At 63.1% G+C, this 17,524-nt stretch carries 14 protein-coding genes; 3 read left to right on the top strand and 11 right to left on the bottom strand.

All coding sequences use genetic code 11. The annotated features are described in order from the left end of the window. Nucleotides 1–228 precede the first annotated feature (228 nt). Nucleotides 229–3,417, bottom strand: coding sequence for an efflux RND transporter permease subunit (locus KUV72_RS04060; RefSeq protein ID WP_222237535.1), 3,189 nt, complete (start codon nucleotides 3,415–3,417; stop codon nucleotides 229–231). Continuing rightward, complete coding sequence (locus KUV72_RS04055; protein WP_206941063.1) at nucleotides 3,414–4,796, bottom strand: efflux RND transporter periplasmic adaptor subunit; 1,383 nt, start codon at nucleotides 4,794–4,796, stop codon at nucleotides 3,414–3,416. Before KUV72_RS04055 ends, KUV72_RS04060 begins: the two co-directional genes overlap by 4 nt. Before the next feature lie 201 nt (nucleotides 4,797–4,997). On the opposite strand from KUV72_RS04055, the gene KUV72_RS04050 reads away from it, so the two are divergent. Then, the gene (locus tag KUV72_RS04050) at nucleotides 4,998–5,978 is read left to right on the top strand and encodes a LysR family transcriptional regulator (RefSeq protein ID WP_222237534.1); all 981 of its coding nucleotides are present in this window, start codon (nucleotides 4,998–5,000) and stop codon (nucleotides 5,976–5,978) included. Nucleotides 5,979–6,045: 67 nt separating this feature from the next. On the opposite strand, the gene KUV72_RS04045 is transcribed toward KUV72_RS04050, so the two are convergent. Continuing rightward, the gene (locus tag KUV72_RS04045) at nucleotides 6,046–7,017 is read right to left on the bottom strand and encodes an alcohol dehydrogenase catalytic domain-containing protein (RefSeq protein ID WP_222237533.1); all 972 of its coding nucleotides are present in this window, start codon (nucleotides 7,015–7,017) and stop codon (nucleotides 6,046–6,048) included. Next, nucleotides 7,004–7,975, bottom strand: a complete 972-nt coding sequence (locus KUV72_RS04040) for a TIGR03571 family LLM class oxidoreductase (RefSeq protein ID WP_222237532.1) — start codon at nucleotides 7,973–7,975, stop codon at nucleotides 7,004–7,006. Before KUV72_RS04040 ends, KUV72_RS04045 begins: the two co-directional genes overlap by 14 nt. Nucleotides 7,976–8,422: 447 nt before the next feature. Between KUV72_RS04040 and KUV72_RS04035 the strand changes: the two genes are divergently transcribed. After that, a complete protein-coding gene (locus KUV72_RS04035; RefSeq protein WP_222162820.1) occupies nucleotides 8,423–8,794 on the top strand; it encodes a YkvA family protein in 372 nt (123 codons plus the stop codon). A gap of 31 nt (nucleotides 8,795–8,825) precedes the next feature. Here the strand turns inward: KUV72_RS04035 and KUV72_RS04030 are convergent, their stop codons facing one another. The 6 genes from KUV72_RS04030 to KUV72_RS04005 form a co-directional block, all read right to left on the bottom strand. Next, complete coding sequence (locus tag KUV72_RS04030) at nucleotides 8,826–9,761, bottom strand: GntR family transcriptional regulator (protein ID WP_222237531.1); 936 nt, start codon at nucleotides 9,759–9,761, stop codon at nucleotides 8,826–8,828. Between the two features lie 116 nt (nucleotides 9,762–9,877). After that, nucleotides 9,878–11,395: a tripartite tricarboxylate transporter permease gene (locus KUV72_RS04025; RefSeq protein WP_222237530.1), complete on the bottom strand. Its 1,518-nt coding sequence runs from the start codon at nucleotides 11,393–11,395 to the stop codon at nucleotides 9,878–9,880. Between the two features lie 26 nt (nucleotides 11,396–11,421). Further along, nucleotides 11,422–11,892 (bottom strand): tripartite tricarboxylate transporter TctB family protein, encoded by a 471-nt coding sequence (locus tag KUV72_RS04020; protein WP_222237529.1) that lies wholly within the window; start codon nucleotides 11,890–11,892, stop codon nucleotides 11,422–11,424. Between the two features lie 73 nt (nucleotides 11,893–11,965). Then, nucleotides 11,966–12,976: a Bug family tripartite tricarboxylate transporter substrate binding protein gene (locus KUV72_RS04015; RefSeq protein WP_222237528.1), complete on the bottom strand. Its 1,011-nt coding sequence runs from the start codon at nucleotides 12,974–12,976 to the stop codon at nucleotides 11,966–11,968. An 82-nt stretch (nucleotides 12,977–13,058) separates the two neighbouring features. Then, nucleotides 13,059–14,135 (bottom strand): isocitrate/isopropylmalate dehydrogenase family protein, encoded by a 1,077-nt coding sequence (locus KUV72_RS04010; RefSeq protein WP_222237527.1) that lies wholly within the window; start codon nucleotides 14,133–14,135, stop codon nucleotides 13,059–13,061. A 103-nt stretch (nucleotides 14,136–14,238) separates the two neighbouring features. Beyond that, a complete protein-coding gene (locus KUV72_RS04005; protein ID WP_222237526.1) occupies nucleotides 14,239–14,898 on the bottom strand; it encodes an aspartate/glutamate racemase family protein in 660 nt (219 codons plus the stop codon). Nucleotides 14,899–15,249: 351 nt separating this feature from the next. On the opposite strand from KUV72_RS04005, the gene KUV72_RS04000 reads away from it, so the two are divergent. Continuing rightward, the gene (locus tag KUV72_RS04000) at nucleotides 15,250–16,284 is read left to right on the top strand and encodes an alpha/beta fold hydrolase (RefSeq protein WP_222237525.1); all 1,035 of its coding nucleotides are present in this window, start codon (nucleotides 15,250–15,252) and stop codon (nucleotides 16,282–16,284) included. Nucleotides 16,285–16,392: 108 nt separating this feature from the next. On the opposite strand, the gene KUV72_RS03995 is transcribed toward KUV72_RS04000, so the two are convergent. Continuing rightward, nucleotides 16,393–17,460, bottom strand: a complete 1,068-nt coding sequence (locus KUV72_RS03995) for a zinc-dependent alcohol dehydrogenase family protein (RefSeq protein WP_261317345.1) — start codon at nucleotides 17,458–17,460, stop codon at nucleotides 16,393–16,395. Between the last annotated feature and the right edge of the window lie 64 nt (nucleotides 17,461–17,524).

Raw genomic sequence — 17,524 nt, 5'->3', positions numbered from 1 at the left:
CTGAGCCGGTCTTCCTGATTCATCCTTTGTGGGCCGCCTCGCCGAGGTGGCCGGCATGGGCTTTCGTGGGCGCGCCGCCAGTTCTGTGTTCCCCTTGTCTCAAGCCTTACCTGTTTACCGCTGGTCGGCGATGGACCAAAAAAAGCCCCGGCTGGGGTAGGCCGGGGCAAGAGGGCTGTCATCGAAACAGCATTGGAACTCGTTGCAGTGCTCGCGCACTGCGCGCGGTCACTGATGAGGGGCATCGCCCTCCAGTGCGGGAGCGCTGGGGCCAGCGTTGGCGCGCTTGCGTTCCACCATGCGGCGCACGCCAACGTAGAACAGCGGAGTCAGCAGCAGGCCGAAGACGGTGACGCCAATCATCCCGTAGAACACCGCCACGCCCATGGCCTGACGCATCTCGCTGCCGGCGCCGCTAGCCAGCATCAGCGGGATAACACCCGCGGTGAAGGCCACCGAGGTCATCAGGATCGGACGAAGGCGCAGGCGGCAAGCGGTCAGCACGGCGTCGAGGCGCGACTGCCCCTGGTCCTGCTGTTCCCTGGCAAACTCCACCAGCAAAATCGCGTTCTTGCAGGCCAGCGCCACCAGCACGATGAGTCCGATACGGGTGAAGATGTTGTTGTCTCCCCCGGTCAGCCACACCCCGGCCATGGCAGACAGCAGTGTCATCGGCACGATCAGGATGATCGAGAAGGGCAGTGACCAGCTCTCGTACTGGGCCGCCAGCACCAGGAACACCAGCAGCACCACCAGCGGGAAGACGTAGATCATGGTGTTACCTGCCAGCACCTGCTGATAGGTCACCTCGGTCCACTCGTAGTCCACACCGGAAGGCAAGGTGTCGGCCAGCACTTCCTCGATGGCCTGCTTGGCCTGATCGCTGGACATGCCGGGCGCGGGTGAGCCGTTGATATCAGCGCTGACGAAGGTGTTGTAGTGCATCACCCGGTCAGGTCCCGTGGTGGGGCTGACGTCGACGAAGCTGCCCAGCGGGATCATCCGACCGTCGTTGCTGCGCACCTTGAGCTGACGAATGGCCTCGGCATCCAGGCGATATTCGGCATCGGCCTGGGCGCGTACCTGATAGGTGCGGCCAAAGCGGTTGATGTCATTGACGTAGAGCGAGCCCAGATAGATCTGCAGGGTGTCGAATACCGCATCCAGCGAGACATTCATCACCAACGCCTGCTCGCGGTCCACCTCCACGTCAAATTGCGGTACCTGTATCCGATAGCTGGAGTACACGCCGGCCAAGCGTGGGTCCTGGTTGGCCGCTGCCACGACTGCCTGGGTAGCGTCGAACAGGCCGGTGAACCCCACGTTGCCGCGGTCCTGCAGCTGCAACTTGAAGCCACCTGTAGTGCCAAGTCCCAGAATCGGCGGCGGCGGGAAGACCGCCACATAGGCCTCGTCGATCTGGCTGAACTGGGCGTTCAAGCGAGCCGCAATGGCGCTGGCAGACAGCTCCGGCGACTGGCGATCCTCGAACGCATCCAGCGGGGTGAACACGATGCCCGAATTCGAGGCATTGACGAAGCCGTTCACCGATAGCCCAGGGAAGGCCACGGTATGGGCGACACCCGGGGTCGACAGCGCAATCTCCTGCATTTCGCTGATGACCTCACTGGTGCGCTCAAGGCTTGCCGCGTCCGGCAGCTGGGCCATCGCCACCAGATACTGCTTGTCCTGGGAGGGGATAAAGCCGCCCGGCACTTCCTGGAACAGCTTGCCGGTCAGACCGAGCAGCGCCAGATAACCGAGGCCGACGATCAGACCGAAGCGCAGCAGGCGGCGAATCAGACCTGTATAGCCCCGCGACATGGCGGCAAAGGCACGGTTGAACGGGGCGAACAGCCAGCGTCCAAACAGGCCATCGATCACCCGGGTCAGCCAGTCCGGCTTCGCCCCATGCGGCTTGAGCAACAGGGCCGACAGCGCCGGTGACAGGGTCAACGAGTTGAAGGCCGAGATCAGCGTCGAGATGGTGATGGTCAGGGCGAACTGCTGGTAGAACTGGCCCGTCAGACCGCTGATGAACGCGGTCGGCACGAACACGGCGGTCAGTACCAGGGCGATGGCAATGATCGGACCGGTCACTTCACGCATGGCGATCTGGGTCGCCTCGTAGGGGGAGTGGCCGAGCTCGATGTTACGCTCCACGTTCTCCACCACGACGATGGCGTCATCCACCACGATGCCGATGGCAAGCACTAGTCCGAACAGCGACAGGGTGTTGATCGATACCCCGATCAACTGCATCACCGCAAAGGTGCCGATCAGCGAGACCGGTACCGCGATCAACGGGATCAGGGAGGCGCGCCAGGTCTGCAGGAACAGCACGACCACGACCACCACCAGCAGCACCGCCTCGAGCAGGGTGTGGACCACCGCCTCGATGGAGCCGCGCACGAAGACGGTGGGGTCATAGACGATGTCGTAACCCACGCCATCGGGGAAGGCCTTGGCCGCCTCGGACATGTAGTCGCGCACGCCATCGGACAGCGCAATGGCATTGGAGCCGGGGCGCTGGAAGACCGGCATGGCGACCGCGTCTTTGCCATCGAGCTGAGCGCGCAGGGCATACTGGTCAGCCCCCAGCTCGACCCGCGCCACGTCACCCAGGCGCGTAATGCGGCCATCGTCGTCCACGCGGATCACGATGTCGCGAAATTCCTCCGGTGACGACAGCCGTCCCTTGACGTTGAGCAGGCGCTGGAACTGGCTCTCGCTGGGCGCCGGTTGTGCGCCCAGGCTACCCGCCGCAACCTGCTGGTTCTGCTCGCGCAGGGCGGCCACCACATCGCTGGCGCTGAGGCCACGGGAAGCCACCGCGTCAGGATCCAGCCACACCCGCATGGCATATTCGCCGGCGCCGAACAGCTGCACATCACCGACACCATCGAGGCGAGCGATATCGTCCTGCAGGTTCAGCCGTGCGAAGTTCGACAGCCACAGCTGATCGTAGCGACCGTCGGGTGAGGTCAGGTGGACCACCATCGTCAGGTTGGGAGACGACTTCTCGGTCGTCACCCCCAGGGCCTGAACCTCCTGGGGCAGGCGGGGAGTGGCGCGGGCAACACGGTTCTGGACGTTGACCTGGGCCTGGTCCAGGTCGGTGCCGAGAGCGAAGGTCACGGTCAGCGTCAGGTTGCCATCGGCGGTGGACTGGGAATCCATGTACAGCATTCCCTCCACCCCGGTGATTTCCTGCTCCAGAGGAGTCGCCACGGTCTTGGCGATGACTTCAGGGTTGGCGCCTGGATAGTTGGCCTTGACCACGACCGTGGGCGGCACCACCTCGGGATACTCCGAGATCGGCAGCTTGACCAGCGCCAGGCTTCCGGCCACCACGATCAGTATCGACAGGACCGCCGCGAACACCGGACGGCGAATGAAGAAACTCGACAGATTCATGAACGCTCCTGTGCTTCGTCGCCGCCCGCGGCACTGTCCGCGGCAAGCGCGTCAGCAGGGCCCTCGTCGCTCGGCGCTGGCTGTGTGTCCGCAATCTCGCCGGACGAACCGCCCAGCCGCTGGGCCAGGCGCTCGGTGCGCTGGCGCAGCTGTTCCAGCGTGGAGCGGTCCGGCCCGTCGATGACCTGGGGAGACACCGCCATGCCGGGGCCAAACTTCGACGGTCCTGCCGCGACCACCGGCTCGCCACCCTCCAGGCCTTCGGTGATCTCGCGCCAAGCGCCGAAACGGGCACCGGTGGTCACCTTGCGATAGGCAAGGGTGCCGTCATCGCCAGCCACCAGCACAAAGTTGGCGTCCAGGTCGGTGCCGATGGCACGGTCGGGCACCAGCACACCCTCGCGGTCACGTGCAGCGGCGAGTCTCACCCTGGCAAAGGCGCCGGGACGCAGGGACGGATGCGCCGCATCGAAGCGGGCACGCACTCGCAGGGTGCCGGTGGCTTCATCCACCTGGTTGTCGATGAAGTCGAGCTGGCCCTCGAAGGCAAACTCATCCTGGCCAGCGAGCTGCAGCTCCACCGGCCAGCCCTGGTCGGCTGTCACCGCCGCGAAGTCGCGATTCCAGGTGCGTTCATCGATATCGAAGTAGGCGTCGACCTGGTCGGTGCTGACAATCGTGGTCAACACGCTTTGCCCGGCGCTGACCACGTTGCCCACGGTCAGGTCGGCACGCGAGACGCGCCCACTGATCGGCGCGGTGACCTCGGCGTGTGCCAGGTCCAGACGCGCGCTGTCGAGCTGGGCCTGCAGGGACGCGACCTGCGCACCCTGGGCCTGGGCGCCTGCCCGGCGTGCCTCGGCTTCCTCGCGGGCCATCAGGTTGCGGCCAACCAGCTGATTGGCGCGATTGGCCTCGCCGTTGGCCCGGGCCTGCTCTGCCTTGCCTCGGGCGAGCTGGGCTTCCAGCTCACGCACACGTGCCTCGAAGGGGGCTAGGTCCAGGCGCACCAAGGGCTGTCCCTGTTCGACCAGGCTGCCTTCCTCGAACAGAATGTCGGCGACCTGGCCGGTCACCCGGGGACGCAGGGTGACCCGCTCCGGTGCCTCGAGGCGCGTGGTGTAGCGATACCAGTTCGAGACCGGCTGGCGCACGGCCTCGACGACTTCGACGGCGGGGGCCTCGCTGGCCGCGCCTGAGGCATTCTGGTTCGACTGGCCCTCGCTGGGCTGGCAAGCCGCCAGCAACAGGCCAAGGCTGGCCATCCCCAGCACCCCGAGAAGCAGACGGCCAGCAGAGGGAATGCTGGCACTGGGCAGGGTGCGAGAGGGAGATTGCGACGCCACCTGGGGGTCGCGCGGGGGGCTGAGATGTGACATCTGGCGACTCCTCGAAAAAAGGTTGGCCAGTGTAATCGTTGATTGGGGGTTGTATTAGACCGGTTGGTCGCACATTATTGTTGCCACATATGCACGGTTTTATGCTGAATCAATCGCACCCACAGTCTTAGGCCGAGATCCCAGCCCCGGGACCCCAGCCCCGAGATCCCTGCTCCCACCCCCCACACGAGGAAAGACACGATGGACCAACCCAGCCGACTGCTGCTGCTGGTAGACGTAGCGGAACTTGGCAGTTTCTCTGAGGCGGCAAAGCGGCGTGAGCTGGATCGGTCCGTCGTGTCCAAGCATATCGCGAGGCTCGAGCAGGAGCTGGGCGTCCGCCTGCTCAATCGTTCTACCCGCTCGCTGTCGTTGACCCAGGCGGGCTTCGCCATGGTGCAGCAGGGCCGCGAGCTGCGGGAATGGATGTATAACACCCAGGCGCTGGCAGAGAACCTGCAGCAGGCACCCAGTGGCAGGTTGAAGATCAGTGCTCCCGGCATTCTCGGTCGCTGCCTGGGCTTCGAGGCCATGCGTCGCTTTCGCGAACACTATCCCGACGTCGAAGTGGACCTGCAGCTGGAGGAGCGTCGGGCCGACGTGATCGGGGAGGGCTACGACCTGGTCCTGCGGGTGGGGGATATTCAGGACTCGACGCTGGTATCCTCGCCGCTGGCACCGAACCATCTGCTGATTGGTGCAAGCCCGGAATTTATCGAGCGCCATGGAGAGCCCCGCGATCTCGCCACACTGTCGCGGCTGCCCGCGTTGACCTTCAGCTCCCTCGAGTTTCAGGTGGACTACCTGCCCTATCTGGACGAACAGGGACGAGAGCAGAAGCTGCCGCTCAACAGCCAGATGCGTACCAGTGAGGCGGAAGTGGTGAAACGGGGGGTGATGGCCGGGATGGGCATTGGCGTGCTGCCAGCCTTTGCCATGAATGATGAGGTCAAGGAGGGCAAGATCGTGCCGCTGATGACCGACCTGCCGCTACCGGCCTTTGGCATCATCACCTTGCTGTATCCCCATCGCGAGATGCCGTTGCGGACCCGACGCTTTATCGAGATTCTGCGCGAGATGGTCGGCACGCCCCCCAAGTGGGAGGCGTATATCCCAGGCTTTGCCGAGATGTACGGCAAGGCGGCCGGACCTCTTGGCCCAGTGGCGGACCGCTCCGCCTGACCGCACCGTCTGAAAGGGGCGGGCGACGCTCTGTCGCCAGCCCTTGCGCCGCTAAGCCGTCTACCGCCTAGCCGTCTACACGGATGACCAGCTTGCCTGCCTGCCGCGGGCCGTGCTTGAGCTCGCTCAGGCGGGTCGGCAGCGCATCAAACTCATCCACCGCCACATCGGACAGCGACAGGGCGCCTTCGGCCACCTGATTCAGCAGTGTCTCTCCAGCGTTGACCAGCGCCTGCCAGTCCTGGTCGGTGCCGGTCATGTGTAATGCGCCCAACGCCACCTCATGCTGGGACAGGGCTCGCTCGAACGGCGGCGCCACTGGGCCGTCCAAGCGGTCCTGTACACATACGACATGGCCATTGGCGCCCAGATGCTGTGACAGCTGGCGGGCGTGCTCGCCGTTCACGGTATCGATGACGGCGAAGAGCGGTGCCGTCAGTTGATGGGGTGAGCTGATGGCCTCGTCGGCCCCCAGGGCGTACAGCAGTTCATGGCGTTCGGGAGAGGACATGGCGATCACGTGGAAGCCACGCGCCTTGGCCAGCTGCACGATGATACGCCCCACACTGCCTGAACCGCCGGACACCAGCAGCTGCGCACCGGTCGTGACGGGCAGCTTTTCGATGGCCTGCCAGGCGGTCAACACCGGGCACGGGAACGCCGCCGCGGTGATGAAGTCGATACCATCCGGAAGCCGCATGACCGCACGGGCGGGCAGCCTGAGTCGGGTGGCAAAGGTGCCGGGTCCGGCCAGCGAGGTGTGTACCGCAATACGGTCGCCGGGTGCCAGGTGGTCGACGCCAGGGCCGGCGTCAATCACCACGCCGGCCGCATCGACGCCGGGAATCTGACCGGGCTGCCACAGGCGACTTTCCATGGCGATGAATTTCCAGTCGACCGGGTTCAGGCCGATGGCCCTGGTATCGACGATGACCTCACCGGCCTCGGCGGGGCGCATCTCGTGATCTTCCAGGGTGAGGGACAGCGGCTCCCCCGGCTCGTGCCAAGTCCAGGCCTTGAAGGTGTCATGCTGGGGCATGGGTAACATCCTGTTGCGTTGTAGAAGACGACGACGCCTCAGCGTCGTGGTGAAAGGTGGGCAGTACCTCGGCAGCCAGGCGCTGCAGGGTATCCTCGATCGGGGCCTGGGTGCGCCGCAGGTTAAGCCCGATGTGGTTGACACCTGCAGCCTGCATGGCCGTCAGCTCCTGAATCAGGCCCTGGCTGCCGACCCGCAGGCCGAAGCGATGCCGGCGTGGCGGTTCCTCAGGGTTCTCGGCCAGGTCCAGGTGGATGAAGCTGACGTAGGGCTTGTCGCCGGCCACCCTGCGCCACAGGTCGACTCTTCGAACGTGGTCGTCGGGGGTGCCTGGGTAGGCCAGCCAGCCGTCCATGTGCTGCCCGACCCAGTCGGGGCGCTGCTGAGCCAGACCGGCGACCAGCAATGGTGGCTGCTCTGCCTCCGGCAGCAGGGCCTGTCCCGCGTCAAGGCGCTGGTCGGCGTCGCCCTTGAGCACCGCTACCGCATCGCGAAAGGCCTCACCTCGCTGCTCGAACGGCACACCGAACAAGGGGTATTCCACCGGGCGGTCTCCGCTGGCGACGCCCAGCAGCAGGCGGTTGTGGCTGAGGTGTTGCACGCTGGCGGCGGCCTTCCTTACCAGCCACGGCATGCGCAGCGGCAATACGGCTGCCGCGGTACCCAGCAGGGTCTGCCGGGTAGATGCCGCGAGATACCCCAGGTACGTGAACAGCTCGAACACCTGGCCGGCGTCACCGAAACTGGGGTCGTAGAGCGGAACATCGCGCAGCCACAGCGCGCGAAAGCCAAGTTGGTCCGCCAGCTGGGCGCGCTCCAGGTGAGCGCTCAGATCCGGTACGCCGAAGGGGCGATCGTCCCGTCGTCTCGACGCCTCGCCCGGCTGGCTCCAGTCGTTATCCAGGGGGAGCTCAAGACCAATGGTGAGAGGCCCCTGGGTCAAACGTTGCAAGCTCATTGTGGCTCCTGCCTTATGTAAGGCATCAACAGAAGGGTCATGGCACGAGTGTGCTGTCGCAAGCTGACGGGAAAAAGGCACCTGGGGCCGAAACACTTTTTCGTTTGCGACAACAATCTATCCGGGGTTAAGGAAGATCGCGCTATGCTGGCGTCATACTGGACCCCAGGTAATGGATGAGCCCTGGGCGGACGCAGATCGATGCTAGTGCCCGCCCAGCAGACCCATTGAAGTCGCCGCGGCAGTCCTGCTTCACTAAGCAAGCGCTGCATACCTTAGCCGAGCGGTGCCCGGCGCCCGCGGTGCAGACCCCGCAGCCCATGCGGTGCAGGTAAGGCATTCAATGGCGTGCTATCCAGCGACTCGTCCAGGCAGGCATTGACGCAGTGCTGGCTTGGCTCACGGAATGAGGCCAGGCTGCCGGTAGCTGATCAGGAGGTTGATGAGATGAATGACAACACCAGGCAAGAAGTGATCCTGGCCGATGAACCAGATCACGCGGAACACTATTCGGACGAACGTTTCTGGGCCAAGGTCAGCCGTTATGCCAAGGCCGCTGGCGAGGTCACCCTGTCACGGGCGCTAACGCTGTACTACGCCGCTCGCGACAAGGACACCCCGGTGTGGGCCAAGACCACCATCTATGGGGCGCTTGGCTACTTTATTTCCCCTATCGACGCGCTGCCGGATCTGACCCCGCTGATTGGCTACACCGACGACATGGGCATGCTGGCGGTGGCGCTGATCACCGTGGCCTCCTACGTCAAGGAAGAGCATCGACAACTGGCGCGGGCCAAGCTGGCGCGGTGGTTTTCGTGAGGCCACTTCGCTACCGCGCCGGCGTGGTGTTTCAATCGGCACGACGCTCCAAGCGCTGACGTAGCAAGGTCTGCACGAGACTCACCTTCTCTTCTCGGGCGCGCTTGAGGTGGCGCTCGAGGAAGGCTGCAGCTCGGGGGAGGTCGCCGCTGTCGATCAGCTCCAGCAGTTCCAGGTGCTCCTCGCACTCCCTGTGAGTCGTCTCGCGTACTCGGGACAGTGAGTACTCGATCAACCGCCGCAATCGATTGGCTTTCTGCAGGCCATCGAGCAGAAAGGGGTTGTGGGAGAAGCCAACCAGCGATTCGTGGAACTCTGTCCCGCTACTGTACATGCTGCCCGCCCGGTGTGGAGCCTTGCCGTCGAGCAAGGCCTGCTGTTGCTGGCGCAGCCGCTTCATCACGGCAGGGTCAGTCTTGAAGGTTGGCTCCAGCAGGGCTGCCGGTTCAATCAGAATTCGATAGCGATAGCACTGGTCGTAGCTTTCCGGCGAGCTCAGGGTGGCATTGAACTCGAAGCCGTAGCCCAGACGTCGTGTCATCCAGCCCTCGCTCTCCATCGCGGACAAGGCCTGCTGGGCCTGCTGGCGGCTCACCTCGTAAGCCCGAGCAAGCTCCGCTTCCTGAAGCTCAGGCCCCAGGTCTCCATTGAGATAATCCAGCGCCAGGGTAAAGCTCAAGGCGGGCAGGCTATCCTCGCTGGACCCCGTCGCGTGGCGCGAGATAAAGCGCTCGAGGGCCTGGCTGTCGCTCAGGAAAAAACCGCGATTGGGACGTCGAATCAGCACCTTCTCATCGCTTAAAAGGGCCAGCGCCGAGCGGACGGGAGTGCGCGAGACCTTCAGTAGCTCACACAGCCTGGCTTCGGGCAGGTGTTCCTCTTCGACCAGACCCAGTCGCTTGATGCTGTAGCAGGCCTCCAGCGCCAGGGCTTGGGTCGAGGCGCCACGAGATTTGGTCGATGACATCGCGGATCCTTGAGGTATCTCGGTGGGACGGGGTGGCTGGAGTATAAGGGGGCTGTCGCCATCAATGACAGTATCTGCCCCCTTGAGTCAGTAAGCGCCTCGCACCGCCTTCCCCCTCAGGCGATGCGAGCGGCGGATCGGCGCAGCCATCTCGCCAGCCAGGGCCCCATGGCCACGCACAGCACCAAGCAGGTCAGCACCAGCGATACCGGTCGTTCTACAAAGATCATCAGGCTACCGTCGGAAGTGATCAGCGACTGCAGCAGGGTGTTCTCCGCCATCGAGCCCAGTACCAGTGCCAGGACGGTGGCCGCAGGGGAGTAGCCGTAGAGTTTCATGCCCAGCCCAAGGAGTCCGCCGGCGATCAGCATCCAGGTCTCGATGATGCTGGAGTGCAGGGCATAGGTGCCTATTACGCAGAGCACCACGATGACCGGAATCACCAAGCGATAGGGAATATCGAGAAACTTGACGAAGAGTGGAATGGCGACCACACACAGCGCAATCAGGATCATGTTGCCAAGATACATGCTGGCAATCAGGCCCCAGACGAACTCCGGATCATTGACGATCATCATCGGGCCCGGACGTAACCCCCACATCATGAAGGCGCCCAGCAATACGGCGGTTGCACCGGAGCCCGGAATACCAAGTGACAGCAGCGGCACCATGGAACCGGCGGAGGCGGCATTATTGGCGCATTCCGGTGCGACGAGCCCGCGCATGTCACCCTTGCCGAAGTTTTCAGAATCCTTGGCCACACGCTTTTCCACCGAGTAGCCCACGATCGACCCCAGGGTGCCGCCAGACCCGGGGAGCAGTCCGGAGACAAAGCCGATCAGAGAGCCACGCACGAAGGTGAAGCGGGAGCGGGAGAAGTCGTCTCGGCTGGGCCAGAATTCCTTGCTGCGGTAGGACAGCCGCATTTTCTTGACCTGCTGGCGGTGCTGGCCGATGTAGACGCAGTACAGCAGCTCTCCGATGCCGAACAACCCGATGGCCACGGGAACGAAATAGATGCCGCCGATCAGTTCCGAAGAGCCGAAAGTGAAGCGCTGGGAACCGCTGATCACATCGACCCCCACCATCGAGATAGCGAAGCCGATCAGGGCGGAAATGGCGCCCTTGAGTTTGTTGTCGCCCATGACCGCCGTCAGCATGATGAGACCAAACAGGATGATCAGGAAATACTCGGAGGGGCCGAAGGATGCCGCGAAGGTGGCCAGGGTAGGAATCAGGGCGCTGATCAGCAATACCCCGGAGGTGCCGCCGACGAAGGAGGCCACTGCCTGCATCACTAATGCCGGGCCCGCACGCCCGTTCTGTGCCAAAGGGTAGCCATCGAGCGTCGAGGCGACCGTGGCAGATTCCCCCGGTGTGTTGATCAGGATGGAGGTGATGGTGCCTCCGTACATGGCGCCATAGTAGATGCCCGCCAGCATGATGATGGCGGTGGTGGGTTCGAGACCAAAGGTGAGAGGCAGCAGGATGGCGATGCCGGCCGCAGGGCCGAAGCCGGGAAACAGTCCGACGATCATACCGACCAGGGCGCCGATCAGCAGAAACATCAGGTTGGTCGGGGTGAAGGCAACTGCCAGGCCCATCCCTAGGTTGGAAAACAGTTCTGCAATCATGATGGCGTGGCTCCGAGGAGAGTGGGTCAGCTGCTAAAGGGACCCTGGGGCAGTCCGGCGCGAAGCCAGAGCTCGAACAGGGCGTAAACGGCAAGCGGGAAGCCGGTGCTGTACAGCAGGTTTTGCACATGTCTGCCGCGGTTGAACACCGCCAGCAGGGTTAGCATGAAGAGCATCATCGCAAGGATGGCCCCAACGACCTTGAGGATCAGAATGAATCCGGCGATGAGGATGACCAGGAGGCATGTGTCTTTACTGCAGCGTACCGAGTCACCATGGACTGGCTTGCTGGTAAGGCCCGTGGCCAGGGCATGCCTGGCCGAGAGTTCCTTCACCAACGACAGTCCGGTCAGCAGGGTCAGCAGCCCCCCGACAATCAGCGGGAAGAAGCCGGGGCCGGGACGGCCAGTGTCGGTGAGGGGCTCCAGGGTCCAGTAGCCGTAGCCGAGATAGAAGCTGGAGCCTATAAACAGGATGAGGGCAAAGGCGTGGCTCATGGCGATACCTTGAATCGGCCGATGAAGGGAGGTTGGGTGGGCAGGCCGTTGACCTGCCCGGCGCTCGGATCCCTTACTTGAGGGAGTCAGCGAACTTGGCGTTGGTGTCGATCAGGTAGCGACCAAAGTCTTCCCCCCAGATGGTGTTGCCTGACAAGCTGTTGGTGGTCAGGTAGCTTTCCCATTCCGGCGTGGCGACCACCTGCTGAAGGGTGTCCACCCACCACTCTTGCACGCTGTCGGGAATCTCTTTTGGCATCACTACGCCGCGGGGCAGCGAGAAGCTCACCGCGTAACCCAGTTCCTCGAAAGTAGGGATGTCCGGGTAGACGCTGCTGCGCTGAGGCTCGGAATAGGCCAGTGGGCGGAAGTTGCCGGCCTCTATCTGGCCGGCCACCTCTGAGGGGTTGGAGATGATGGCGTCGACGCTGCTTGATGTCAGCGATGTCACCACCTGCCCGCCGTCCTGAGAGGGCACATACTCGAAGTCGATATCCGCAGCCTGCTTCAACAGGCGCGCCACCACTCTGTCGGGGCCTGCTGCGCCGATGCCTCCCACTGTTAAACGCTCGCTCCTGGCCTTTTCGACGAAATCGTCCAAGGTTTCGATCTCGGAGTCCGCGTTGACCACGATCAGCATGGCATCGTTGGCCAGCAGGGCGATCGGAGTGAAGTCCTGGTAATTCCAATCGGTGTTGGATACCAGCGGGGTGGAGATGAAGTTGCCGCTGGTGGAGGTCATGTAATAAGGCGAACCTTCCTTGTTCTTGACGTAGCTGAAGCCGACAGCGCCGCTGCCACCTTCGCGGTTACTGACGACAATATTGTGCTCGCCGTAGAGATCGTACTTGTTGAGGATGTCCACCACGGTGCGAGACATCAGGTCATTGCCGCCACCAGGGCCGAAGGCGATGACATAGTTCAAGGTCTCTGCCGGATAGTCGTCGGCCTGGGCCGAGGTGGCAGCGAGAAGGCCAGCCAGCGCGCCAGTCAGGGCAAGCGCAGCACCCCAAGGGCGATGCTGAGTGACCGGAAGGCGTGTCTGGCTGGTGGTGCGTGTCGTCTGGGGGGCGTGGTGAGTCATGGTTCTGGCCTTTTGGTGTTGTCGTGTTGGCGTGATGAGGACTTAAGCGAGTGGCGTGGCTATCGCGAACCTGGAGATCGCTTTACGGACGGTCAATCCGTTCGGCGACGGCGGCGCCGAAGGCGTGGCAGCCACTGCTGCCGCCCAAGTCGACGGTGCGAGTGGCGGGGTTCTCGAGGCAACGGTCTACTGCCTGGGTCAGATTGGCGGCGGCCTCGACAAAGTTGGTTTTTCCACGGTGCTCGCCAATCCAGTGCAGCAGCATGGCGATAGACAGCAGCATGGAGGAGGGGTTAGCCATGTCCTTGCCGGCCAGGTCTGGCGCCGAGCCGTGTTGGGCCTGTGCACAGCAGTGGGTGTCGCTGGCCATGATCGAGCCGGCGAGGCCGAGGCTACCGGAGAGTTCGCTGGCGAGATCGCTGAGAATGTCGCCATAGAAGTTGGTGGCTACGATCACGTCGAACTGTTCGGGGTTCTTGACCAAATGGGCCGTCGAGGCGTCGATCAGAAGATCGTCGAGGTCTACGCCGGGATAGTCTTGAGCCACCTCCCTGACGACCTCGAGAAAGAGTCCATCCGTCATGTGGAAGCTATTGGCCTTGTGGATCGCCGTGACTTTTCCGCGACGGACACTGGCCAACTCGAAGGCACGTCGGGCGATACGCTCGCAGCAATGACGAGTGATCTTGCGCACGGATAGCGCCATGTCGGGAGACGGCATCAGCTCGGCCCAGCCCCGGGTCATGTTGCGATCAGGATAAAAGCCCTCGGTGGCCTCGCGCATGATCACCAGATCCATCGTCTTGCCTGGTCGCAGGTTGGACTCCAGGAATTCACGGGTGCGGGCGGGGCGCACATTGGCATACAGATCCAGGCCGATGCGAAAGCCTGCCGAGACGTTACGCCCGCCTTGCTCCGGTGCTGGATAGTCAGCGTGGGATTGGGTGCCCAGGATGATGCCGTCGTAGCCCTTGGCCTTGTCCAGCACTTCCTCTCTCAGGGTGGTGCCGTGTTGCTTGAGGCTGTCGAAGCCGACGACGTCATAGTCAAAAGACAGGCAAAGGTCGTGGCGTCGATTGACCGCCTCCACTGCCTGCATGCTAGAGGCGACGATTTCTGGGCCAATGCCGTCACAGGGAAGAACGAGTAGCTTCGTCACGTTGGTTGTCCTTTGGTGGTTGCTGACGCCGGTGGTCCAAGTGGCTTGGCATGAGGCGTCGTGGGTGGAGGGTGCCTGCACTTTGCAGGGCGGCTGATGCGCTCTATGGCTGTCGCTCGGGGCATAGTTCATGCTTGAGCGCGCGGACGGCGGCATCTGGACTGCTGAGAACAGGGCGAGACGCTCGCTGGCGTGCCGGATCCAGAGCAAGCGAGGTCGAGAAGTGGGCCAGCATGATGGCGTCGCAATGCGCCAGGCGCTGGATGGCGTCGCAAATCAGTTGTTCGTGCTCGTGCTGGCGACCCTCGCGTAGCGCCTGGCCTGCGTGTTCGATGCACAGGCTGTCGAGTCGCCCCGCACCTTGCTGTCGGCACAGTGCCTCGAACTCTTCCCGCATACCTTGCATGGCAGGGCCGAAGGTCCCCAGCAGGCCGATGTGATCGCCGTAGTTGAGTGCCTCTCTGAACATCGCCTCGTTGGGCTTGCGCACGGGTACCTGGGCATCGGCCGCTACGGTATCGATGGCCCGACCGAAGGCAGAGCAGGTGTAGAGCACGGCGTCGACATTGCAGTCGAGCGCGTAACGACCCAGTGACTTGATGCGGTGATCCGTGCAGCTTGTCGCCATAGCGTCGTCTGCTCGGTCGCGCCCCAGGCTGTCATCCAGAATGTTGATCCGCTCGGCGTCTGGCCAGTGGCGGTCGAACGCATCGTGGATGGGAGACATCGCCTGGGTGACGGCATGGATCAGCGCAATTCTCATGGGGGACTCCTGAGGGCATGGGGCTGCAATGCTTATTGTTCTTTTGTTTTCGTAAATACAATCTATGGGCCGGGTGTTAGCGTGTCAATTTGTCTCGCGTTGGTCTTTAGTCGCAGCTGACCCTTCAGGCCGTGCGGTCAGGTGCTTCCGAGTGCCTTGTGCATCGCAGGCGCTTGACGGGAACAGGCGAGCGTCAATAATGAAACAAACGAACGTTTTAAAAGTCGGCGCTCGAGCATTTATTGAAGGACAGGGCCGACGCGCACGAGCGCGTGGCAGACGCTAGGGTTTGTATGAAAAGTCGACGAGCGCAGGCACTTTTCAGACAAGCCTTGGGGAGGAGAAGCAGCGATGGTTGAGTCAGGTGAGCCGCAACAAGCATACCGGACGTCCGGCAGCGGTGTGGCGGCGGAGGCAGATCCTGGTAGCACACGTCAGGGTAGAGTCGGGCAACAGATCCAGATTCGCTGCAAGGATGCAGTAACGCTGGTGGGTACCTACTACGCAGCCCGTTGTGCCCGTGCGACATCGGATGATGCGCAGCAGAACGCGCCCGGCCCGCGCAAGCAAGGACGCTTGCCGATTCTCCTGTGTCCCGCCACCGGTATTCGTCAGCAGTTCTATCGTCATTTCTGTGAGTGGCTGAGCCAGCAAGGGCGAGATGTGCTGGTGTTTGATCATCGAGGCATTGGCGAGTCTCGCCATGGGTCACTTGTCGACGATACCAGCCGCTTGCAGGACTGGGGGGTATACGACCAGCCCGCGGCGCTGGATCATTTGCTCACACTGACTGGGGCCGAGCGAGCAGTAATGATTGGCCATAGTGCTGGTGGGCAGATGATGGGCCTATGGCATAACCATCGTCGCCTGGCGGCGGTAGTCAGCATCTCCGGTTCTACCGGGTATCTGGGCGGAATGCCGTTGAAGATGCGGGCGTTAGCGGCATTCATGTTCTATCTGTACTTGCCGTTCAGCGTCAGACTGTGGGGCGAGGCGAGAACGCGTTCACTGGGTTGGGGGGAGAATCTGCCCAGAGGGGTGGCGCGTCAGTGGGCCAAGTGGTGCAGCTCGCCGGGGTACGTCGCCAATGCGTTGGGCAAGACCACTGAGGTGGATCATCATGATGAACTGACGATACCTATCACCGTTCTACATGCCAGCGATGACCCCATTGCCACCCCTGCCAATGTGGCAGACCTGCTGCGTCTTTTTCCGGCTGCCTCCACCAGCGCCGATTGTGTTACCCCGGCGTCTCTTGGCTATACCCGGCTTGGTCACATCGACTGGTTTCGTCCGTCGAAGGACCGGGCCTGGCCACGTATCGTCGAAGGCCTGAAGGCGCTAGAAGCATTTGACTCGCTATCGCAGGACCGTCAATCCCCCTGACGGTTGCAACAGACAAAGGGCTCGCCATCAGGCGAGCCCTTTGTCTTTGAGGACGCAATGATCGCGCGGTGGCCCAGGCATGGATGGCCGGGGCGCCTGGCGAGGCGATCAGGCGTCGCTTTCGGCGTCCAGCTCTACCACCACCTTGCCCACGGCCTTGCCGGAGGTGAGATGAGCATACGCCTGGCCGACATCGCCAAGGCCAAAGCGGTGGTCATCGACCAATGGGGTCAGTGCACCGGCATCGATGATCTCTGCCAGGCGCGCCAGGATCGTGCCATGAACCTCGCGGCCGACATTGTGAATCATCGGAATCAGCATGAAGATCACGTGCAGCGATGCGCCCTTGAAGTGTGCCGCCGACATGTCCAGTTCTGCCAGAGACAGGGTAGTGGTCACCTGACCATTCAGCGCTACGGCATTGAAAGAGTTGAGCAGGTTGCTCCCCCCGACGGTGTCGAAGATGACATCGAAACCGGCGCCGTCGGTGTAACGATGCACGTAGTCCTCGACGGACTGTTCCTTGAAGTCGATGGCGGTCGCGCCGAAGGCCTCGATCTGGGCCAGCTGGGCGGCGCCAGACCCGGTGGCGAAGACCTCGCAGCCGAAGTGCTTGGCCAGTTGCACTGCCACATGCCCAACGCCACCGGCGCCGCCATGGACCAGCACCTTGTGGCCGTTACCTGCGCCTGACCGCGTCAGACCCTCGTAGGCAGTGATCGCCACCAACGGCAGTGCTGCTGCCTGGCGCATGGACAGGCGATCAGGCTTGCGGGCAATCAGCCGAGCATCTGCCAGCATGTAGTCCGCAAGGGTGCCTTGCAGATCACCCAGGCCGCCAGCGCAGCCGTAGACCTCATCCCCCGGTGCAACGTCGGTGACGCCTTCGCCGACCTCGACCACGGTACCGGCGAAGTCCATGCCGAGCACGGCAGGAAGGGCCGGCGCGATGGGCAGCTCTTCCTGGCCGAGCTGCCGGATCATGGTGTCGATGGTGTTGACGCTGGTGGCGCTGACGCGCACCAGCACGTGACCCGGTGTCACCGTGGGGCGCGGCAGGGTCGCCGGCTCAAAGGGTGCGTCGGGGCCGTAGCTGTTGAGGACCATGGCGTGCATGGTGCTGGTGGAGAGGGTGCTGGTGGAGAGGGTGCTGGCAGAGAGAGTAGTTGCGGACATGGTGCGACTCCTGAGTCAGGGGTTGAGTTGCTGCTCAGGATGTCCGAATCGCCACGGCAGAAAA

It is taken from the genome of Halomonas sp. DP4Y7-1 (genome assembly GCF_019800705.1).
Lineage (GTDB): Bacteria > Pseudomonadota > Gammaproteobacteria > Pseudomonadales > Halomonadaceae > Halomonas > Halomonas litopenaei_A.
Note: the sequence above shows the minus strand (reverse complement) of the source record. Positions and strands in the feature narration are given on the sequence as shown.

What these genes read in the sequence shown, in the direction of transcription:
- KUV72_RS04005 (WP_222237526.1), bottom strand. Translation starts at nt 14,898, where the DNA reads ATGAGAATTGCGCTGATCCATGCCGTCACCCAGGCGATGTCTCCCATC.
- KUV72_RS04030 (WP_222237531.1), bottom strand. Translation starts at nt 9,761, where the DNA reads ATGTCATCGACCAAATCTCGTGGCGCCTCGACCCAAGCCCTGGCGCTG.
- KUV72_RS04000 (WP_222237525.1), top strand. Translation starts at nt 15,250, where the DNA reads ATGGTTGAGTCAGGTGAGCCGCAACAAGCATACCGGACGTCCGGCAGC.
- KUV72_RS04020 (WP_222237529.1), bottom strand. Translation starts at nt 11,892, where the DNA reads ATGAGCCACGCCTTTGCCCTCATCCTGTTTATAGGCTCCAGCTTCTAT.
- KUV72_RS04025 (WP_222237530.1), bottom strand. Translation starts at nt 11,395, where the DNA reads ATGATTGCAGAACTGTTTTCCAACCTAGGGATGGGCCTGGCAGTTGCC.
- KUV72_RS04040 (WP_222237532.1), bottom strand. Translation starts at nt 7,975, where the DNA reads ATGAGCTTGCAACGTTTGACCCAGGGGCCTCTCACCATTGGTCTTGAG.
- KUV72_RS04015 (WP_222237528.1), bottom strand. Translation starts at nt 12,976, where the DNA reads ATGACTCACCACGCCCCCCAGACGACACGCACCACCAGCCAGACACGC.
- KUV72_RS04045 (WP_222237533.1), bottom strand. Translation starts at nt 7,017, where the DNA reads ATGCCCCAGCATGACACCTTCAAGGCCTGGACTTGGCACGAGCCGGGG.
- KUV72_RS04035 (WP_222162820.1), top strand. Translation starts at nt 8,423, where the DNA reads ATGAATGACAACACCAGGCAAGAAGTGATCCTGGCCGATGAACCAGAT.
- KUV72_RS04055 (WP_206941063.1), bottom strand. Translation starts at nt 4,796, where the DNA reads ATGTCACATCTCAGCCCCCCGCGCGACCCCCAGGTGGCGTCGCAATCT.
- KUV72_RS04050 (WP_222237534.1), top strand. Translation starts at nt 4,998, where the DNA reads ATGGACCAACCCAGCCGACTGCTGCTGCTGGTAGACGTAGCGGAACTT.
- KUV72_RS03995 (WP_261317345.1), bottom strand. Translation starts at nt 17,460, where the DNA reads ATGTCCGCAACTACTCTCTCTGCCAGCACCCTCTCCACCAGCACCCTC.
- KUV72_RS04060 (WP_222237535.1), bottom strand. Translation starts at nt 3,417, where the DNA reads ATGAATCTGTCGAGTTTCTTCATTCGCCGTCCGGTGTTCGCGGCGGTC.